Source organism: Pantoea sp. USHLN298 (genome assembly GCF_037149395.1).
Classification (GTDB): Bacteria; Pseudomonadota; Gammaproteobacteria; order Enterobacterales; family Enterobacteriaceae; genus Pantoea; species Pantoea astica.
On record NZ_JBBCRO010000003.1, the window covers coordinates 379,272 to 400,226 of the forward strand.

Below are 20,955 nucleotides of genomic sequence, written 5' to 3' on the forward strand. Positions count from 1 at the left end.
TCACACGCAATTGATATTCTATAATGGCCTCCTCAGCGGGGGCTATGAAAACTTAAAAAATAATATATAGCACTTATAGTGCAACACGAAACAATCTTAGTAAAAAGTAAATATGTTTGTTATATAGAACACGAATCTACAATTAGTCAGTTTATTTATACCACTTTTTATATCCACTAATCCCCTCATATGGTTTCAAATATTTTAAAATTTTAAAAAGTGCTATGTTAAATCAATGACCCACTGTTACATTTAATGTTATCAATTACCATGCAACACGTAAGCCATTGAAAAGAATGGAAAATAAAAAATTGATTTTTTATGTAAAAAAAACTAATCTAATGATAATGCATCTTTAAAAGAAAAATAATATTTCTTATCACTATCCAAAATTCTAAACTGGTTTTTTGAATGTTAACAACAAATTGTATAGCCAAGGTTTTCTCTAAAAATAACATTGAAAATGTATCAAATGGAGACTTTAGTCATTTAGCTAAAATAGTGAAAGCATACACAAATAATTTTAATAAGGTTTTCACTTTAGCTGACATATTCGATTTCTGTTTTGACATACTGAGAAAAGAATATCGAAATGAATATTTCTATAAAAATATCATAGCAAATAAGTTACTAATGGGAAGACATTCGCTCAGTAGCTCAACTATGCTTTCAGAGTTTCGTGTGGGTGGTAATAAAGCCGACTGCGTGATTATAAATCAAATATCAACATGTTACGAAATAAAAACTGATTTTGATAATCTCAATAGACTCGAAGGGCAATTGAAATCTTACCTTGAGCTATTTGATAAAGTGTATGTGGTAGTTTCTGACAAACATCTTGAAACTGTATCAACCTTAATTCCTGTTGAGGTTGGGATCATCAATCTCACTAACAAAAGCACACTAAAAGAGATAAAGAAAGCAGAAGTTGTCAAAAGAAAATTGAATATTTCTATGCTTATGCATTCACTTAGGATCGAAGAATATAAATATTTAGTTAAAAGCATATACGGATACGTTCCTCAAGTTTCCAATACAGAAATCTTTAGTGCCTGTGAAGAACTTCTCTTAAATTGCGACAATGCTCTAGTCAGGACCAATTATAAAAAAACTCTTTTAAAAACAAGAGATATTGATAAAAGCTTTTTATATTCATTGCCATCTTCTTTAAAAATTACGGGAATAAACTCTGATCTGAAGAAGCAACATCGTGAAGATTTGATAAACAATATTCATTCTACATACAGCAAGGACTTGTTATGTACTTCCCTATATTAAAAGGTAAAGAATTTGAGCTTAAAGCACTTCGTGAATTAGTTGACCACCTTTCTCCCGGAACTTTGTATCCAGTTATAGAACCACTCAATATAAAAAAAGATTATTTAATCGAAACAATTGATAAAATATCGCCAAAAGGATTTATCCCTTTGGTCGTTATAAACCCGAGGCAAGATGAGTATGAATCCACAGTAAATTCAAATATCTCATCAGATCTAAAAAAGGGAATAAATGTATCGCAAGGTTCGACGTTTCATCCTTGTATAAAAATTTTAGATGACAATGATACAAATGCTATTTATCTTGCATCAACTTTTGATGAAGTGTTTGCAATTTATATGGAAGGGACGATTACTTCAAAAATGATTCCAATCCTGCAACGAGCAGACCTTGTATTGTTGAATCCCGCAAAAAATATAAACTACATGATATGGAGTGCTTTATCAAAAGTAGTTGTTTTTTCGGACGGATTTAGTAAAGAAGAAAGGAATCTCGATTACCCTGCTGAATCTGATTATGACAGTTTGCATTTAACCTATAACCAATATCATAACGCCATTGGATTTGGAGATTATACAATACTTCCTGAAAAGTTTAAAAAAGGAGGTGGACCAGCTTATGTAGTCACTTTGCATCTTTCCTATATTGATAATATTAGATATAACAAAGTATATGTTCGTCATTTTTCTTCTTACACTAATACTCAAGCACAGAGTAATCCAGGTGGTAAGTTTAAAGAAGCACTTAATCTATTAGTAAGTTATGTCAATTCAAACCCTCAAAAATTCGTGCTTACGGAAGGCCTGAAGGGATTCTACGGTTATCATCAAACAAATCATTATCCGGGTTTAGGTATAGCCAAAAAGCTATCTATAAAACATCACATCGAAACTCTTTATCAATTCTAATTTAGATTAAAAGCTATATTTTTCAAAAAGGGAGGTTTAATGAGCACCTCCCTTTTCTCATAATCTAAATTTTTAACATGCAACGAGGTTGAACTTCCATTTTCCATCTAAAAAATTATGATGAGAAATTACTCCATCATCATAAATGATTATTTCTAATGATGTTATAAAGACATATTTATAGCTCAATAATAACTGAATTCTTGATAAAATTTCCTATTACTATAGGAAAATTTAATCCTGAAAATTTAAGTTATGTCTCTTCTCGATTTTTTTTCTTAATCATCGACATCATCTTTAACTTTCCCATCATCAACTACGCTCAGAGATATAGAGTTGAGATAGGGAAGGTTGTATCTTTTTTGCTTGAAAGGATCTTTTATTTTTTTATTATATTTCAATGCTTTTTTTAAACTTTTACTTTCAAACTCATGAAGATAAGATCGCTTTAGAACCGGGGTATATTCTTGGACTAACCTTATCACTTGATTTGCATTTAAAACGTCATTACTTTTTATTTTCTTTCTGATGCGCCAGCGAATTACTAACCATTCAAAATTATTTAATGCAATGGGGTTTTTTCTTTGCCTTTGTTTAATGAATGGTTCAAGCTCATCATAAATTCTAATTGCAGATCCACCCAACACGTTATAAAGGTAATCTTCATCGTATATATTGTGTCGTATTGCATTTGAAGCTCTTTCCCACGAATTTAAAACAAAAATTAGTGATGGAAATAAATCATCTTTACTGGTAATTTTCCCTATATTTTTTTTATCTTTGTTTGCTCTAATATATTCGGCTATCGCATCCCAGTGCATCCTCACTTCTTCATTAGTTTGATAAAAAACGTCAAACTCAAGAGAGTTTTTTTCTCTTGAAGTTTTTCTTTGCATAGCGATACCAACTATAGCTATGATTGCACCACAGCCGCCTACGCAAGCTGTAATTAGCGAACCGTATATGCTTGTCAAAGTTTCAGAGTCCATTCAGATAGTCATATCGTTTAATTTAGGTAGAAAAAAGGGAGAACATGTCTCCCTTTATAAGAAATTTTTTAGTCCAGACCAAGGTCTTCTTCATTAAATTTATATTTCATATTTCCTCCTTTTTACAAGCCTAACACTCTTATAACACACATGTCAAACATAGTCAAACTCATTTTTCAACAGTGTTATTTCTTTAAAGCAAGCAAGCAAGCAAGCAAGGGCTAACTCAAAGATGCGGAGCATCTATGAGTTGCCTTGCTTTTTCCGCCCTTCGGTTGAAAAAGAAAGATTAAAGCCACTGCCCAATCAAAACCCAACCCATTGACACTATTGATCTTTATGGTATTTACTATATATAGCATACAGATTTGCTATTAATTCTAAATATCAAAAGGAGTTGATATGGAAAAAATAAATATTATTTTCGATGATGAGTTTCCTTCTTCGTTTACCAATAATTCTGCCGCAAAGAAGTTGCCTCCGAATCGTCTTCGCAGATACTCAGTGACAGTAAGATTAAACGAGGTTGAGCTGAATAAAGTAAACCAGTCCAGAGGGCAGCTAAGCAGGAGCTGTTGGCTGAGATCTTCAGCTCTTAAGCAATTACCTCCCTCAGTTCCAGAGGTGAACAAAGAAGCCTGGCACCAACTAACGGCTTCCCTGCAAAAGTTGAATGACCTCACTTCATATCTAAATCGTCGCGGAACTGATGCTCAGCCTTTGAGTAAGGAGATTGATACTCTTAGGCTGAAGCTGTCGCATGTGAGAGATGCCCTTCTATCACTCGATAAGTGATTCTCCGCCCGTGAAAGGAATGCAGAAAATCCGCAGGGGTAAGTGCTTAAGAGGTATCGTCTCATATGCACTTGCCCCTGCTCCTCATCATATGACCGCACCAATGGTGATTGGTGGCAATCTTGTCGGCATTACTGTAGACGAGCTGACCGCCGAGTTAGTAAAGACTCAGAAGTTAAGAGAAGATGTTACGAAACCCGTTTGGCATAACTCCCTTCGTCTCCCTGTCGGTGAATCACTCACAAATCAACAATGGAGAAACATTGCTGACGACTACATGAAGCGAATGGGCTTCTGTGACACTCACCTACGTTGTTATGTCCTACACAATGATGAAGCTGGTCAGCACATACACATCATTGCTTCCCGTATAAACGTTTTAGTAGATGGCCAACTCTACTTAGGTAAGAACGAGAATCTCATCAGCACTCGTATCATTCAGGAGCTTGAAAAAGATCATCAGCTCACTCGAACCAAAGGTCCCTCTCCTGCTAAACAGCTTCAGAAGCAAAAGAAGCTCACTCGTAACGAAAAGATGATGCAGGACAGGACCGGAGAGAAACCTTCTAAAAAAGTGATACAGGAAGCTATAGATGCGATCCTCACCTTCTTCGATACCATCACAATCGAAGACTTCATATACGAATTAAAAAAGCAAAACATATCAGCTTCAGCAAACATCGCTTCTACTGGCAAGATGAACGGTTTTTCATTTGAGCATCGGGGAGTCGCTTTTAAGGCTTCCCAGCTCGGTAAGGCATACAGTTGGTCAAACATAAGCAAGCGAATCATCGTGACTCTACCAATGGATGCTGTTGCTCCTGTATCGTTTACCGCCAATGAAAACGTTTCAACTCCCATTGAAGTTCATCCCACAGCTACACCCCTTACCGCAAATTCCAGAGAACATATCCGATCTCGCTGGTTGCAGTGGATACCTTACCTTGAGGAGCTTGTTGCCAGTTTAAAAGCTGTTGGATCAACGATTCTCAACCCTCTCAAAAGAAACTTCATCTTGACCGTAATACGAACCAGCAACTCTGAAGCACCAGAGATTTCTGAGGTAAATTCTCAAGACTCGGCAAGAAAACCGCAATTTAAACCTCTTTAAACGGCTATTTTTCAGATAGTTAAAATCATTCCCTAAGCCAAACACAACAAATATTTTCATTTCAAATCAGATTGATAGATAAAAACGATCGATCGTTATTACTGATCAATTATCTGTTCATGATAGCCATTGACTATCAAAAGAAAGCGATCGATCGGTATAAATGATTTGCTAGACCCCATTTCCAAGCCGTAATGTAACTTCAAACGGAAACACATAGCACACTGATTTATCAGCAGAATAAGCTGATGCATACGTGCGCCTTCGATTCAGTGAAACTAACCTTGGAAGAATCTATGACAGCAACAACTGAAGTAAAACAGCCCAACTTCCTGATGATGAAACGGGTGTGGATTGCTATTGCACTGCCGATTGTCATTTTCTATTTCTCTGGAATTCAGGGGTTGGTCCAGCTTGCAATCGTATGGGTTTTCGCAAGCATCATGCTCATGATGTTTGCTTATAAAAAATTCCGCATCAAAAAGTGGAATGCCAGCACCAGGGACCATTTTGGCGAGCAAGATGGAATGTGGAGCCATGAATTTGGCTCTACTTCTATGAAACTCGACCAGCAAAGAGGACTTATCCATCTCAAGGAAGAGAACAAACAAAAGACCTATCCGTTCTCAGCAATCAAAGAGTGGCGATACAATTTGTCTACTACGAGAGAACGGGCTGGTATCAACAAAGAACTTGACCGCACTCATGATTTCAGGGAGTCAGGTTTTTACATCGCAGTGGACGATGTTCAGTATCCAGAATGGAGAGTAATGTTCTTTCCCCAAAAGGGTGACTTCAACTCACAAGAAGGCATCCGGGACACTGAAATTCAGTTAAAACGATGGATGCATGTTTTTGATAAGGTAGTAAATCGGTAAAAATTCCAAAAAGTTATTCAACTAAAAGCCATGTTTTTACATGGCTTTTTTGTTCAAAAAAATCAAAGCAAACAATAACATATGCCTAATTAATAGGCAGATAAATCATGAATAAGATGATTAAGAGAAAATACAAATATAGATGCCTCAATATAATCAAAGATTAGACTGTTATAGATTTTATGATGCTGAAAAAAACTATCCACACATACCAACCTTTAATAAGTAAAGAAAAATCAACCATTGATAGCACGAATTGCTAAATACCCTCATGCTTATCCTCGAAAATGCACAAAGTAGAACTTGAAAAATTTTTTTACATATAAGAAAATTTGTACAAACATGTTGTTTCAAAGGAAAATGTATGTCGAAAAGAAAAATGCGCATTAGTGACTGCTCATTGTTGATTAGCAGAATTGAGCAGCTTAATGGAGCAGAAGTTGCCTTTATGTTTGGTTCGGCTATCACCGCGAAGCAAAATGGTGCGGGCATCGCTAGCGTTTCCGAAGTAGTTGACTTGGCAGGCACTTTCATACATGAAAGACACGGCAAATCAAAGCGAGATGATTACGTTAAACATATAAGTGGTTATGACGGGACCGAAAAATATCAAGAAACCCTTTCATATATTAATGATGTTTTTAGAAGCGAAGATGTCACATTATTTATTGACTATATTATTGATGAGAACAAAGATGAAAATGGGAGACAAAAGATCCCACAAAAAATAGTAGATTTTATCGATCTAATACAATCAAAAACCTTAAATTGCAAAAATATTCTTACTACTAATTTTGACTCTATAATTGAGAATCAAATTGATAATGTTGGTGAAAAACATAACTCCGTAAGTATTATTGCTGATTCTAACTTAAATCTTGCTCAAAACGAGAATATAAACATCATTCATCTTCATGGTATTCATAACCATGGTGAAACTATGCATGAAAGTAATCAGCTAACGGTAAAAAGAGAATTATTGGAAGCATCTATACGGCAAATGCTAACTACCCATGAAATCTATATAATGGGTTATAGTGGCTGGGATGATAGTTTTACAAGAACTTTAGCCAATATAGTTAAGGATTCTAAGGAAGAATATAGTATCGTATGGTGCTTCTACCAAAACGAAAATGATATGATTATCTCTAAATACTCAGAGATATTTGATATTCTTGAACCCGCAATTGCAAGAGGATTAGTTCGCTTTTTCAAAAACGTTGACTGTAATACACTATTTGACACTCTTAAAAAAAAACTAAATTAGAAAACAAAAAAGAAGAGGTAAATGTAAGAACTGAAACAGATAGTGAACTGATCTATTACAATTTTAATGATGAGGAGAGTAAATACAATTATCAAGAAATAAGATTATTTGAAAAAAGGGTTGCAACTGAAAAGCTAAGTGACAAAGGAATTGTTTTTATTGAGTCATCTGTAGGATTCGGCGAAATAGGCTTTATAAGAGCTATGTATACCGGTCTGTCTTTAAAACCTTTATTATTCAAGGTTAATCTATCTAATTGCAAAAACAAGAGTGACATTGATGATAGAATAAAAGCAGGGACTGGTGTTGATATAGCTATTATAATTAATTCAACTAAAGATGACATGCCCCTATCAGCTTTTGATTGTTTTTTTATATTCAGTGACCTTGATGATTCAATGAGTCGTGAAGCGGTTACGTATCTATTAAATATTACATCAACCGCTTTTTTACATGGTAAACACATAAAATTCATATTCACCTCACAATTTAACTTAATAAGTTTTCATAATTATCATGTCAAACTCAATGAATTGTCGCTACAAGAAACCGGAATTGTCTTGAGGAAATATATTGAGGGTATCAGTAGTCAGGATATTAATAGAGTATTCGAGATGAGCGATGGAGTTGTGAAAAAGCTCGAAAAAATTATGAGCTATTGTGAAATAACCTCTATCGACGAAGTTCTTGCTGATAATACTATATTTGATTCTATATACAATGATGATAGCTTAACACTTTCAACTATAAATAAAATTAAAAGAATAAAGATAAATCCTGAAAAAGAAAACACATATAAATTGTTAACTATCCTTTCTGTTTTAAAAAACGGCGAGACTCTAACAAATATAAGAAAATCTGAAATAGGCAAAAATATTAAATTAGGTGACATAGAAGAAATAATAGATTTGGCACTGGCAAAGTCAATAAAATTAGATTATAAAAATATTATCACCAAAATAAACCCTATAATCAGGGATTATATTCTGTCATTACTTACCCAAGATGAAATCTATGAAATATCTAAAGCATTTATAAATATTACTATTATTCAATCTAAGGATGGCATTAAAATAAACTCAACTAATAGGAAAATAATTGACTCTAAGTTCAACTCCGAGGGTGATAACGGATGTATAATCCTAAGAAGCATAATTGGAAAAGAAATTGGAGAGATAAAGAAATCACATCAAGATTCAATTAAGCATTTAATCCCTTATTTAGCAGAATCGTATGTATATTCTTTAAGTAACTCATCACGATTCAAAGAGACGATAAATTCTTGCACACAATTAATTAACATTTTCGAATTTCATAATTTACCTACTCATAGATATTATTATCACTTATCATCTTCACAACGGATGCTAAATCAATATGAAGATGCAAGAACTAATTTAGACCTTGCCAAAAAACTAGCTCTAAAAGTTAAAGATAACTTCGTCATAAATTTAATAACTTCTGAGGAGTTATTATTGCTTGAAAGCACAAATAAGAACAAGGCCAAAGAAATGGCCGAAGAAATTACATCAAAAAAGAAGAGAAAAAATGTATCTTATATGACGGCAGAAATGATTCTGTTTTCATATTTAGATAGGGAAGAAAAGATAGAAAAGTTAGAAGCACTTGAAATCAAAGCCAGAAATGAAGGATATAAAACACTCGCTAATAACATTCTATTTAGAATGAATGAATTCAAAAATGATACAAATAAGCTTATAAATCTTGATAAAATAATAAGAACCGACAATAGTGAATTTAATATAATAAAGGCATTAATTTGGAAATATGAGATTATTATAAGAAATGATATTGAGAAAATAAATGCTGGTGATATTGAGAAGTTAAGGAATATGTACAACTATTTGTTCTCCCAGAGATTAGATAACTTGTTTAATAGGTGCCACGCCATTTTATGGGCCATAGCTGAGCATATAAGAGATGATAGTATAATAATTTTCATCTTTGATACAAGCTCACTAATTTGGGCATTAAACTATGATAAGGAAAATCAAGAAAAGTATCATCTAAAATTCAAAACCCGTGAAATATTATAAATAACATTCATATTTAATTTCATTGGACGATTTGGTGGTGACCATAGAAAGCAATAAAAATATAATAGTTTTTTTACTTTTAGCAATGCCACTTATATTTATAACATAACAAGCATCTGATATATGCTTGTTATGTCCTTTTCAGAGACGAGTCCGTCCGATCATTTTTTCATTTTTATTCGAGATTGCTTTTTATAATTAAGAGAATGATCTTCAAATATTTTCTCTACCTCACACTCATGCCAAATAATGTATTCGATAATAAACTTATAAAAATACAGAACCCTTTCGAGGCTGATGGTGTTCGGTATGTTATGAAAATTAGGGCTAAGTAATGCCGATGAGAGAACAGCAATAATATTGCTTGATCCTGTAAGGTGAAGATTTTCATAGTCCTGCTGATACTTTAAAAAGTAACCGACACAAAAGAGATATGCATCTTTTACAATCTTCTGTTTGTTGTATTCTGATTCATCATATCTCACTATAAATCTGTTGAGTAAAATCAAAAATCTTTGATCTGGCAAATACCTGTTTAATTTATTCATAGTAGCATCCTTGCTGTTGTGAATGTCATCCTGACATTTAAAGAAATATCATAATATTCAATCATGTCAATAGTTAAAACCTATCAATTTCTATTTGAATATCTTTTTTAGGTAAAGGACGATTAAGTTCTTCGGCTGTCATTTGTTTTAAATGAGAATTATATAGCCATATCTTAAACTGCTCTAAATATTTATTATTCAATGCTATCAAAGCTTCGTTTTCAGTTTCGAGCCTTTTTATTCTCTGACAAGCAATTTTTAAATTAGCAGGTTTAACCGCACATATTTCTTTCACTCCAGACTTGAGAAGCTTCTTTTTTGAATTAAAACAATCCGCAATTTTAATATGACTACTTAAAGATTGCCTCGAAGGTCTCTTCCCGATGATCTTTATCAACTCGTCGCATAAGACCTCCCAAGTCAGCTTCTCATCGTCATTCCAGGTATTAATAACATTCATTATCAATTTCTCATCATAACCAGTAATATGTTTAGCCATTTACACTCCTTTTATTATTTTAGTTTGAAACGCATACCATTTTTCAGCATTGATATTCCCATCATTTTTATCATGATGAGTTTTTTTAATAATTTCATTATGTATTATCATTAGTCGTTCATGATCCTTTCCAGAGTCTTGTAGTGGATAATAACCACACGGATCAAAAGCATACGAGTGCTTGCAGTAACCGTGCTTAGTGACGAGCACAGCTCCATTCTTCAATGAATCGAAATCAGTTATGTCCATAACAGCTATTTCTTTTTTCCTATGACTGTTACCGGGTCCGATTGAAGTTTTATCCTTCATGAGATTGATCATTTGTAAGTGTGATCGGTGATCATAGGAAACATTTTGTGAGACCTGTTTCCTTCCAGACCATCTGGCGATGCTAAACTCGTCCATACCGCTGATCTGGGAAAACGTATTTAGTAAATGTCTCAACTGATGCGTTCTTAGCGAATATGGGCTACCGTCTTCGTTAATATAACCGTGTCTTTTAAACAGGTTGGTAGTGCCTTTGATACTTGCAAAGGCATCAATATCCATTCTAAAAAACTGAGCAGTGGGTCTGAACAAAGGTGCCAAATGTTTGTTTATTTTCTGACATAATTGCCCCTCAAATAACAGACATAAAGCATTCGAATATTTGATTTTCTTTTCTTCATCATACCAGGGAAAATTTTGAGGCTTTTTAGTAAAGAGTTCATGTCTGTATGACTCAGGGACCTTCCCTTCCATCGTTTTTGCAACAAACCTTGGATGGGTGGACAACTTTCTCAACCGGGCTATAGCCTTTTTAGCTACAGGGACCATTACTGAAGGAATCCATTTGATGTCTCCAGCATACCCCTTCGCTGAAAAAAACCTTAAACCATATCGTTCAATGCCGTTCTCATCATGCTCTGTAATCTCACAATCCGCAGGAAGGCTTAATATTTCCGAGATTCGTCCTGGTGCACACATCAGGAGTGCAAGAACAGACGTTGTGAAAATGTCCCTCACAGACAGTTGGCTTTCATCTTTTGAGAAAATCTCCGCAATGGCTATGACGGACTTTATATCTGGTAATTTTGAGTGCCCTTCCAGCGAAGGTTCATAACCTTGCCAACTTTGAGTTATTTTATGCCTTAACGGATTTACCCAAAAAAAGTATGATGAGCTTATCATTCTGTTTTCACTCAAAAATAAACATAGTTTCTCAAGTTCCTTACCAATTCCAACTGCTGTAAATTTCGTATATTTAGCCGTTGCTACTCTTACGCACTCATCAAAAATGTTATTATTACACTTGACTACGTTAGCTTCACCGTATGATTTCAATAACACAAACTCAACGATCTTCAACATTGCCAAAGCATTCTGGTTTAACTTTGACTTGTTAAACGAGTGAATATGAAACATATAAGCCTTAGCAAAATCAATAAAACCATCATCTAATCTATCTTTGCTATTTCGATTATCCTTCATGTCAAATTTATTGAATCTGTAACACCCCTTCCATACATTGTTTTCCCAAGAACTGGTTAAGCTGGTATTAAAAAAATTACTCTTGCAAAATTTAATAAAACTCTCAACATTTACTTTTGGATTATTAGTATTTATTGGCTCAAATAAAATCACATTGGTCATTCAGGACTCCAAGCTCTAAAATTTTTGCAGGTAAAACACTCTATGTGTTCATGATTAAAATTAGCAAATCCAAAAGAATTTAAAACGTATTCTGTAAAGAGTTTCTTGTTCTGTGTGCTATCGACACCAAGAAATATCTTCGATAAAGGTTCAAAAAATGAATGAAGTTTCATATCAATATCGTGAACATTATCTGGGCTATTTTTTACGTATATCCCTGATGAGTTAATAGATTTATGGTCTAATGCTTTAGCGATCACTTCAACTGAGGCTCCTTCCTTTGCTAAACGAGATCCAAGGGTATACCTGAATCGTCTTGCATTAAGCCGTATAGCCTCGTTATTTCTTGATGACCAAATGTTAAATTTAGTAGTCAAGATATTTAGTTTCCTTGAGATAAATGAATTCTTCATATGTAAAAAATCAGTTGCCATAATGGTATCTAAACTCTGACCAGACTGAATTGATACGAATTTTTTTACATCCATGAATATAGGTAATTCATTTTTTATATGACCAATACTCTGACTATCACCATCTTCAATATGTTTTTGATTCATATCAATCAAGGTTGTTAGTTTCTCATAAAGGCAATCATCGATACTTACCAAGCTAAACTCACTTCTAAAGTCCTTCCTTTGTTTTACTTTAGGTATATTTAGAAAACAACCTTCTCCCGTTCTGATTAGATCTTTCGCTTTTAAGGACGTTAACTGTAATGGCCTCCTTCCCGTGGTTGCTAAAAGAATCACATAGCAATAAAGATACATAGGAATTTTTTCTTCTTTCAACAAATTGCTGATACTCTCAAGAACGATTTCCAGTTCTTCTCCAGTTAGCGGTCCACTATTTGGATCTCTTCGTTTGACGGCTTCTCCTGTCAAATTAGTTTTAACCTTTATTTTTGCCAGCATTGTTAAAGCTGAGGTTTCAACTCCTACATAACCGAGCTTTTTCCACTTCGTTAGAAACTTCTTTATAGAATTGAGCTTGTAGTTTTTCTCAGGGCCTAAACTAACATTAAATTGATAAACCGCATTAGCATCTATCGTCTTAATGTCTATCATCCCTAACCATTGACTAAAAATCTGGTTTATGTTTTTTGTGTAACCTGCACTGTATTCAGCCGAAAAGTAAGCCAAGGTAGTAAGGTAACCAATACGCATCGACTCTGGCATTTTGTCGGCAATCTTATGTGGGAAAATACAAGTCTCTTTATCTAATTGCCATTTGATATCAGAAAGCTTGAAGCTATACCCCTGCATCGTTGCAAAAACCAGATTCTCTTTTCTTAGATTACATGTTTCCATTATATTGACCCTCAGTTATCTTTTTCAAAGATTCATAAACTCTTCCAATAACTTCCTTTTCTTTTTCTGATATATGTTTGAAATTATAGTTTTCAGACATTTTAGAATCTTTTGACCACCCCATGAGATAGCATCTCAATCCTGATTTTCGACTGATTTCCAAATTTGAACTATCCATTTCATTTGAATAGAAATAGTTCCATGAATGCCTCAATCTATGCCCTGATAAATCCTTTAATTCCGGGCTTGCTTTTTTAATAGTTGAAATTATTTTCTCATATGCTGAAACAGATAATGGTTCTCCTACAGTTTTACCTGCGCTATGAGTTACAAATAGGAAGTCATGTTTTTTCTTTTTAGTAATTTTACTTCTACAAGTATGTATGTAATCGAAGATCTCCATCACTAAATCGTCTGATAATGGGATTATCCTTTCGCCAGTTTTGACTAGTGGCTGATTCAGCCTCCGGTCTTCAATGTAGTCATGTCTTCTGAAGATACTCAGTGTGTTATTTCTAAGATTTAGATCATTTACTTTAAGATTTAGTAATTCACCTGCTCTCATCCCACAATTCAGTAGCAAGGTAAAAATGAGCCTGTTCCTCACTTGAACCTCCTTCTGAAAGGGGTTTTGGCTCCCTTCAACTTCCAACAGCTTAAACAGAGTTTTTATTTGTTCTTCACTCAATGATTTGTCTTTTCTGTCGTTCATGCTGTGTGATTTATTTCGTGGGAGATGTGCTCTCAAATTTTCTATGAAAGTATCGATTTCATATCTGGCATGGATTCCCTTCATAGAATGAATCAATCCGCACAACCATTTTAGGTAATTTGAAAAAACGTGTATCCTGTAACTAAAAGTTCTTGTAGCAATCTGCTTTCCTTTGAGTAATCTTACATTCGGAATTTTTTGTTGATCGAATCTTTGCTTTGCATACCGTATCAGGTCATCGACTTCGGCTACACTCAAGAACAGCTTGCTTTCAATCCTATCAATGATTTTGATTTTCCTACTTTTCATAAAATTGCTAAGGATAAGTAGGTTCGTTGCAACTATCTCCATCGTTGATGCAGTCGCACTTCTGTTCCTGACATTAGTTGTGAGATAAAGGTTCTGGTAGTAAACTGGTAGCAGTGTTTCTTTGTTGAGAATTAAGCAACCTCGTTCTCCACTGCTCATGACAAATTTTTTTATTTTGAATGACATTGTAATAACCCTCCGAAAACTTTACATTTAGTAATCACTACGGCTTATCATTATTTTATCGATTTAAATTTTGCAATTTTATTTTGTTATTTTTAAGTTTATTTATAATCCATTTAGATACTTAAAAAAATTTCTTTCACGTGAAAGAAACCAGTACGGCTAGTTATAAGTAGTCATACCCGATTCAAGAAGAAAAACTAATAAAGCCTTATTGCATAAGTTATACAGCAGCTCCAAAAAAATAATTTGGAAAGTATTCTGTTAAATTTTACTAGTTTTTGATATTAAAACTTTACACTTTTGGAACGATGACATTTTAAATAATAATTTTTATTGTCGTTTGTCCGTTGTAAATATTTTCTACTTCTTTCCAGTATTCCTCTTGAATAACTTTAGCTTTACTGCGGAGTTCATCTCCCATATGAATCATCAATACTCCTCTTTCCAACATGTCACACAGCAAAATTTTCGTTATATCTTCAGTGCTTAGCTTAAGAAAATTCATGTCATCTGTCATAAATGAATCTTCATCTGGGAGAAGATCCGGCATTGTTTTCACATAATGATCCAGCATCCCTTTTTGCACACTTAAGCTACAGAGCAATACCTGGTCTTCGCCCTTTTCAGTCTCTTTTACAGCAATATTAATTTCATTCAGTGTGATTTTCTTCGATAACTTTCTGAGTAGCTTATTACATTTGATCACTGACAGTATGGTTTCATAGATATAGTTTCGACTATCTTCATTTAACTCAGGTAAAACCTGGAATGGATTGTATTTGCTATCTTCGAGGTAATAGCTTAAACATTCCGCGGATTTCTTACTCAATGTATTCACAGGTAATAACCTGATAGCTTCAGCATCGAAAATCTTATCGAAGTTTTTTTGACTGACAAGCCTTGAAAGGTTTCCAATTTTCATGAATTCTTTAATTTCCACGTTGTCCTCACTTTGTCGATGTTGTTCGTCTGGAGCCTAACTATGAAGCTGTTCTCGAATTGCTAATGGTGTTAGAAATCCACTCATCGACTTCAATCTCAATAAAGGCCACAGCTCTCGAACCTAATTTGATAGGTTTAGGGAATCTATTTTCGGAAATCAATCGGTAAATCCATGCTTTTTTGTAACCGGTTTTATGTAGCACTTCAGGTAAGCGGATCAGTCGTGTGGTGTTTGTAGTTACTGTAGTCATTGCTGTATCTCCTCGTCTTGTCGATGAGTTGATACTAAAGAGACGGGAGTGGGCTTTGAAGGGATTATGTGGAAATTGCTTCTTCGTCTAGAAAGTAGTCGAAATTTTCTTAGGTATAAACTAAATTTTCTTACGCACCTTGAATGAATACGAAAAAAATGGTAAAGGCAGTATCTTCTTTGCTCAGCACCATGCAGACCTTTAACTTTTTATAGAATCCTGATTGAGTTAAAAGTTGATTTAACCATTTTGATAAAATCTCTTTCCGAAATGAATTAATATGCTTAACATTCTATTATACAATCTTTAGAATGATCCTCAAATGCTTAACAAATCTATTCAAATCAGATGGTGATCCGTTATGGATAGCAAAAGTGATACTACAATTTTCATTTCATATGCTTGGGGTGGTTCAGCAGAGAAAAAAGAATGGATAAGAGATCATGTAGTCAACAGCATCGATTTTAAATACAATGTTTTCTGGGATAGAGATAGTATTGGATTTGGCGAATCAATAGATTCGATGATAAAAAATGCTCTTTCTTCCTTTCCTCTAAAAGTTTTCTGCATCTGTGATGAAGATTATATTGTTTCTGCAAAAAAAGTAAATTCAGGTCTGCATCGAGAGTTGCAAATGTTAGCTAATCTCGGCTCCGACAATGAAGTTAAAATTATCCCGATCATTCTTGATAGAAAATGCATTACAGAACTCCCCCCTCCTCTTGCAGGGAGAGCTTATTTAGATTTGACTGATTTACATGAGCGTGGACTTTATCTTGGTAATGCGATATGGCATCTGGCTGAAAACATAACTCAAGCCAAAATGCTTACGTGGATAAAATTAACTATTGAAAAAGATGATTTACATCGAGCTGCTTTAGATTATTTTTACCGTAAACCTTTACGGTTTTCTGGTAATGCTATTACACATCAAATTTGTATAAATTATACTCAGATATTACTTGCGCCTAAATGGATGTGGGATAGCCCTAACTGGAATTATATGTTGAATGATGATAATGACATATTTTGCCCGACTAAGGGGCGATGGCACTGGGATCATTATTCAGCAGGCACAGCCATGAAAACTCTTGGAACGGTCATGATTTCCCAGTTTTTTCCAGAGGACGCTTGTGAAGAAGTACAGTGGGCTTTGGAATCAATTGGAGTACTTTTGGCTGTCAAAATTATATCTATGATTCGTAAAGATGAACCTTTTATATTAGAACCTAAAGAAATCATAATGTACATAATCAATGATGAGTATGGAAGTCATGCTCTGAAACATCTATTGAAACATTACTCGTGAATAATTTATTTATGTTATCTACTTCAAGATAGTTTTAAAAGCTGGTTGGGTATAGGAACTAACATTTCTTTACTCCCTTCCAGCTTTAACCACACATATATTGAAAACATCACTATTTAACCATTACAGCCACATTTTTGCTATATGTGAAATTATTAAAACTAATCAGCTAATTTTCCTTAATTCCGACACGGATAGATCCATAAGATAACGATTCTTATTTATGAAACTTTCAACGTTCTTACAGGTCTCACCTGACATAGCTCTCTCAGCTATTGGACGATCTGTGTCCTTGAGTTGCTCATCTCCTCGAACCTCATCTGTGAGCTTTGGATAAAGCACTCTGGAAAGGATGGTGTTTGAAAGAGAGACATCATTTAACTTAGCCCACATGAGCAGATCAATCATTGGAAGAATACGGTAGTCAATCAACTTTAGAATCTTTCCCAGACCGTAAGCCTCTTGCTTCCTGCCCTTGATTCCATACTCTTTCCTCCACACAGGAAGTAGTGCACGAAGCGAGCCTATGATTTCTTCATCTGATGAGCTTTCGAGGTCAAAGTAGGTGTATACGCGGCTTTCATTGGTTCCCAGAAAAACAGTTCTCATACTTTGAGTGAGTGGTTGCTCTTTAACCTCTTTCTTAAGTTGATCTGTTCCTTTGACAAACGATTCCTGAGAGAACATCCCAAGAGATCTTTTAAGTGCTTCAACATGATTGAAGGTAACTTGTCGTATGTGCGTTTGGCTTTCCGTCAGATGAGTGTTGCTATCAAACGTTTTACTGATTAAAGGCTTACCTGCAAGGATCTGGTCAAAATAAACATCCCCTTCTCCAAAAAACTCAATTGAATCGAGGATGTTCTTTCTGACCTGTAACTCCTTATGTAAACCTTTCAAAGTGCAAGACTCAATATCAACATAGTTGTCGTAGTTAAACCAAGCCTGTAGCTCTTTGTAGATCTGAACCGTATCCATACCGAGGCCTTACATTTGTGTTTTTATAGCTCAATGTAGAAGTCAGCTCATCATCACCTTGAACCAGCTCTTCAATCAACAAGCTGTGAAACAGTAACAACGGCTGATAAAATTGAGTATAATTAAGACGCTTTTTTAAGTGTCTCACAACAGTTTTTAAGGTTATTTTTGAGTGTTGGTATCTATGATGGTATAAAAAGTTTAACTTCAATTAAATACTTTATAATCAGCAACTTAAACACCAGTTCGATTTCTGCAGGGGACACCAGCACGCCGCATCCTTGCTACCTGCCCCAAACCCCTCGTTAATTCGCGCGCCGTACCGAGTACGACAACGTTTAAACCTTGCCGCCGTGAAAACAAACCTTCAGCTCTGCACCACCGGTTCCGGCAGTGGCGATATCTTCTCAGCTGAATGTGATAAGACGTTTGCCCATCACAGATAAACTGACTCACCGGAAGCGCATCTCCGCAAAAGCAGTAACTTTCTCGTCAGATATGCCTGCCCTAATCAGCTGTAAACTGACTTCTCCATCAACGTAATAGCGGCTGGGGTATCGTGATCGTCTCTGCGCGCGGCTACACTATTACAGCAACGCTGTACAACGAGGATGGTTCGCCACTCACCCGCTTTATTAAAACGAGGACCCAAGGCGTGAAAAAGAAAATTACTCTGCCCCAGTTTGGTCAGGAGGCTGATGCAGAGGTATTCGGTAATAAAATTACGGTGCGCTATGAAGGGAATGAATCGTTTCCCAGAGGCCTCAAACTCAATGAACAATATTATGTCGTTATTGATGGCGTGGAAAAAACCATGATGCTGGTTCGCAAGCCGATGGGCTCCTGGCAGTTTACCATTCAGTAACGGCCTGACGGGTAAAACGACCTCGCTCCGGCGAGGTTTTTTATTATCTGACTGCCTTTAACCTCACAGCCGCCAGCCGCTGAGAGCGATGCCAGATTATCGCAGTTTGCGGTTAAGCGTTTCTTCTGCGGTGAACGCCGCTATTCAATCCGCGCTGGGCGCTTCGCCTGACGAAAAGCCGAGGGCGTCACGCCATGTACCTGACGAAAACGGTGGCTGAAGTGGCTGGAAGAGTGAAAACCGCAGTGCAGAGCAATTTCTGTCAGCGTCAGGCCCGGCTGCGCCAGTAATAACTGCGCTCGCAGCATACGGCGACGCATCACGAACTGGTGTGGCGCTTCGCCCACGGTGTGACGAAACATACGGGCAAAATGAAACTCACTCAGTGCCGCTTCGCAAGCCAGATCGGCCAGCGTTAACGGCTGATCGAGATGCGCATCAATAAAGTCGAGCACCCGACGTAATACCACCGGTGCCAGACCGCCGCGCACCTGAGGGAGCTGCCACTGTACTTCGCTATATTGCTGCAGCAGATGGGTCAGCAATAAGGTTGATGCGCTGCTGAGCGTCAGCTGGCTGGCAGGTTGTTGCCAGTCGCAGCTCAGCAGAAAGTGGCGATAGAGCTGAGTAATCCGCGGATCGGCTGAGAAGATTTTTTCATGCAGATTTAACTGCGCCGGGCTGCGATCCCAGACCTGTTCAGCCAGATGCCGCAGTTGCGTTTCGCTGCAGTAAAGATGCACAAAGGCCAAATCGGCACGCAGATCCCACGTCGATTCAATGCCCGCGGGCATCAGACAGAAACGATCCGGCGCCCCGCCATTACGCCAGCCGTGGGCTGTTTTATGCCAGGTATCGTAGCCCCCTTCGACATAGAGACTCAGCGTGTGGTGATCGCTGAGCGTCGTCACGCGATCGCCACTGTTAAACCAGGCCGCCAGTTGCAGGCCGCTGTGCAACTGCACCCGATCGCGCAGTTGCGCTTTATGGCGTTGCAGAGTTTCAAACGTCTGGTAAGTGCGCATCATGATGTCAGGGTCAGTGAACAGAGGGCCAGTTTACGGCTCCGGCGGCGGCGAAAACAGGCCGCCGCGCCCTGGCGACTCAAAAATGCGCAAGATTTTGCAAATCTCACGCAGCCTGATGCAAGACACCATCGCCAGCTGGCCGCAGACTGGTGTGCTTTAGGGAAAAAGGACGCGACCATGAACCTGTTTTTATATCTCTCTGTTGTTCTGATCTGGGGCACTACCTGGATCGCCATCTATGCGCAACAATCGGCAGGCATCACCGCCGTGACCGTGGCGGTATTCTGGCGCTTTTTGCTGGCCTCGCTGGTGATGCTGTTGCTGCTGAAAGCGGTGAAACGGCTGCATCGCTTAAACCTGCGCGATCATCTGTTTTGCCTGCTGCAGGGTGGCTGCGTGTTCGGCTTCAACTTTGTCTGCTTCTACTACGCCTCCGGTTATATCAGCAGCGGTCTGGAGTCAGTAATTTTCTCGATGGCGGTGATGTATAACGCCGTCAATAGCTGGATTTTCTTCGGCCAGCGCCCTTCTCCACGTCTGATTCCAGCGATAGTGCTGGGTATGGCCGGTATTGTGGCGCTGTTCTGGCACGACCTGCGTCACACTCAGGCCTCCAGCGAATTGATGTGGGGAATCGGGCTGAGCGCGCTCGGCACGCTGGGCTTTTCGTTCGGTAATATGATTAGCCTGCGTCATCAGCGACAGCAACGTGATGTCCTGACCACCAACAGTTACGGCATGTTGTATGGCGCGCTGCTGATGGCGCTGGTGTCACTGCTGCAGGGCGTGTCGCTTGAGCCTGCCTGGAATGGACAATGGCTGGGCGCATTGAGCTATCTGGCAATCGTCGGGTCGGTGCTGGGCTTTGGCGCTTATTTTACGCTGGTGGGTCGCATCGGATCTAGCCGGGCTGCCTACACAACAGTGCTGTTTCCGCTGGTTGCGCTGGCGTTGTCTACTCGCTATGAAGGTTACGAATGGCATGTCAGCGCCATCCCTGGCCTTGTCATGATTTTGCTGGGCAACCTGGTGATGTTTGCCCGCTGGCCGGCAAGCCGTCGCCGCGCTATCGTCTGACGTGGAGGCGGGTTGCGGCCCGCTTC

General features: G+C 37.2%; 20 protein-coding genes. 10 read left to right on the plus strand and 10 right to left on the minus strand.

Features of this window, described 5'->3' with window-relative positions:
* The first annotated feature begins 411 nt into the window (after positions 1-411).
* Together WFK59_RS09635 and WFK59_RS09640 are read left to right on the plus strand one after the other, a co-directional pair.
* Positions 412-1,278: a sce7726 family protein gene (locus WFK59_RS09635; protein ID WP_336755676.1), complete on the plus strand. Its 867-nt coding sequence runs from the start codon at positions 412-414 to the stop codon at positions 1,276-1,278.
* Positions 1,260-2,186 (plus strand): sce7725 family protein, encoded by a 927-nt coding sequence (locus WFK59_RS09640; protein ID WP_336755677.1) that lies wholly within the window; start codon positions 1,260-1,262, stop codon positions 2,184-2,186. Before WFK59_RS09635 ends, WFK59_RS09640 begins: the two co-directional genes overlap by 19 nt.
* 278 nt (positions 2,187-2,464) lie before the next feature.
* Here the strand turns inward: WFK59_RS09640 and WFK59_RS09645 are convergent, their stop codons facing one another.
* Complete coding sequence (locus WFK59_RS09645; protein ID WP_336755678.1) at positions 2,465-3,175, minus strand: DUF4760 domain-containing protein; 711 nt, start codon at positions 3,173-3,175, stop codon at positions 2,465-2,467.
* A gap of 402 nt (positions 3,176-3,577) precedes the next feature.
* Between WFK59_RS09645 and WFK59_RS09650 the strand changes: the two genes are divergently transcribed.
* The 5 genes from WFK59_RS09650 (at position 3,578) to WFK59_RS09670 (ending at position 9,283) form a co-directional block, all read left to right on the plus strand.
* Entirely contained in the window at positions 3,578-3,970 is a 393-nt protein-coding gene (locus WFK59_RS09650) for a hypothetical protein (RefSeq protein ID WP_187511729.1), read from the plus strand.
* 19 nt (positions 3,971-3,989) lie between these two features.
* Entirely contained in the window at positions 3,990-5,081 is a 1,092-nt protein-coding gene (locus WFK59_RS09655; RefSeq protein ID WP_442956304.1) for a relaxase/mobilization nuclease domain-containing protein, read from the plus strand.
* 296 nt (positions 5,082-5,377) lie between these two features.
* The gene (locus WFK59_RS09660) at positions 5,378-5,959 is read left to right on the plus strand and encodes a DUF4755 domain-containing protein (RefSeq protein WP_336755680.1); all 582 of its coding nucleotides are present in this window, start codon (positions 5,378-5,380) and stop codon (positions 5,957-5,959) included.
* Positions 5,960-6,323: 364 nt separating this feature from the next.
* The gene (locus WFK59_RS09665; protein WP_336755681.1) at positions 6,324-7,226 is read left to right on the plus strand and encodes an SIR2 family protein; all 903 of its coding nucleotides are present in this window, start codon (positions 6,324-6,326) and stop codon (positions 7,224-7,226) included.
* 203 nt (positions 7,227-7,429) lie between these two features.
* Positions 7,430-9,283: a hypothetical protein gene (locus tag WFK59_RS09670; RefSeq protein WP_336755682.1), complete on the plus strand. Its 1,854-nt coding sequence runs from the start codon at positions 7,430-7,432 to the stop codon at positions 9,281-9,283.
* A gap of 161 nt (positions 9,284-9,444) precedes the next feature.
* Here the strand turns inward: WFK59_RS09670 and WFK59_RS09675 are convergent, their stop codons facing one another.
* From WFK59_RS09675 to WFK59_RS09705, 7 genes are all read right to left on the minus strand, one after another.
* Positions 9,445-9,831 carry a hypothetical protein gene (locus WFK59_RS09675; RefSeq protein ID WP_336755683.1) on the minus strand — a complete coding sequence of 129 codons (387 nt, stop codon included), beginning with the start codon at positions 9,829-9,831 and terminating at the stop codon, positions 9,445-9,447.
* A 73-nt stretch (positions 9,832-9,904) separates the two neighbouring features.
* Positions 9,905-10,330 (minus strand): hypothetical protein, encoded by a 426-nt coding sequence (locus WFK59_RS09680; protein WP_336755684.1) that lies wholly within the window; start codon positions 10,328-10,330, stop codon positions 9,905-9,907.
* Complete coding sequence (locus tag WFK59_RS09685) at positions 10,331-11,962, minus strand: DNA-binding protein (RefSeq protein ID WP_336755685.1); 1,632 nt, start codon at positions 11,960-11,962, stop codon at positions 10,331-10,333.
* Positions 11,959-13,272 (minus strand): tyrosine-type recombinase/integrase, encoded by a 1,314-nt coding sequence (locus WFK59_RS09690; protein ID WP_336755686.1) that lies wholly within the window; start codon positions 13,270-13,272, stop codon positions 11,959-11,961. The genes WFK59_RS09685 and WFK59_RS09690 overlap by 4 nt, the downstream gene beginning before the upstream one ends.
* Positions 13,259-14,479: a tyrosine-type recombinase/integrase gene (locus WFK59_RS09695; RefSeq protein ID WP_236352221.1), complete on the minus strand. Its 1,221-nt coding sequence runs from the start codon at positions 14,477-14,479 to the stop codon at positions 13,259-13,261. The genes WFK59_RS09690 and WFK59_RS09695 overlap by 14 nt, the downstream gene beginning before the upstream one ends.
* Before the next feature lie 316 nt (positions 14,480-14,795).
* Positions 14,796-15,419 (minus strand): hypothetical protein, encoded by a 624-nt coding sequence (locus tag WFK59_RS09700; RefSeq protein WP_336755687.1) that lies wholly within the window; start codon positions 15,417-15,419, stop codon positions 14,796-14,798.
* Positions 15,420-15,459: 40 nt separating this feature from the next.
* A complete protein-coding gene (locus tag WFK59_RS09705) occupies positions 15,460-15,672 on the minus strand; it encodes a helix-turn-helix transcriptional regulator (protein WP_090122790.1) in 213 nt (70 codons plus the stop codon).
* A 361-nt stretch (positions 15,673-16,033) separates the two neighbouring features.
* Between WFK59_RS09705 and WFK59_RS09710 the strand changes: the two genes are divergently transcribed.
* Positions 16,034-16,981, plus strand: a complete 948-nt coding sequence (locus WFK59_RS09710) for a toll/interleukin-1 receptor domain-containing protein (RefSeq protein WP_336755688.1) — start codon at positions 16,034-16,036, stop codon at positions 16,979-16,981.
* Positions 16,982-17,146: 165 nt separating this feature from the next.
* Here WFK59_RS09710 and WFK59_RS09715 read toward each other — a convergent pair whose 3' ends face one another.
* Positions 17,147-17,959 (minus strand): DUF6387 family protein, encoded by an 813-nt coding sequence (locus WFK59_RS09715; RefSeq protein WP_336755689.1) that lies wholly within the window; start codon positions 17,957-17,959, stop codon positions 17,147-17,149.
* Between the two features lie 559 nt (positions 17,960-18,518).
* Here WFK59_RS09715 and WFK59_RS09720 point away from each other — a divergent pair.
* Positions 18,519-18,824 (plus strand): hypothetical protein, encoded by a 306-nt coding sequence (locus WFK59_RS09720; RefSeq protein ID WP_336755690.1) that lies wholly within the window; start codon positions 18,519-18,521, stop codon positions 18,822-18,824.
* A gap of 140 nt (positions 18,825-18,964) precedes the next feature.
* Here WFK59_RS09720 and WFK59_RS09725 read toward each other — a convergent pair whose 3' ends face one another.
* Complete coding sequence (locus tag WFK59_RS09725) at positions 18,965-19,849, minus strand: AraC family transcriptional regulator (protein ID WP_336755799.1); 885 nt, start codon at positions 19,847-19,849, stop codon at positions 18,965-18,967.
* A 180-nt stretch (positions 19,850-20,029) separates the two neighbouring features.
* Between WFK59_RS09725 and WFK59_RS09730 the strand changes: the two genes are divergently transcribed.
* Positions 20,030-20,929 carry a DMT family transporter gene (locus WFK59_RS09730; RefSeq protein WP_233987478.1) on the plus strand — a complete coding sequence of 300 codons (900 nt, stop codon included), beginning with the start codon at positions 20,030-20,032 and terminating at the stop codon, positions 20,927-20,929.
* The last annotated feature ends 26 nt before the right edge of the window (positions 20,930-20,955 follow it).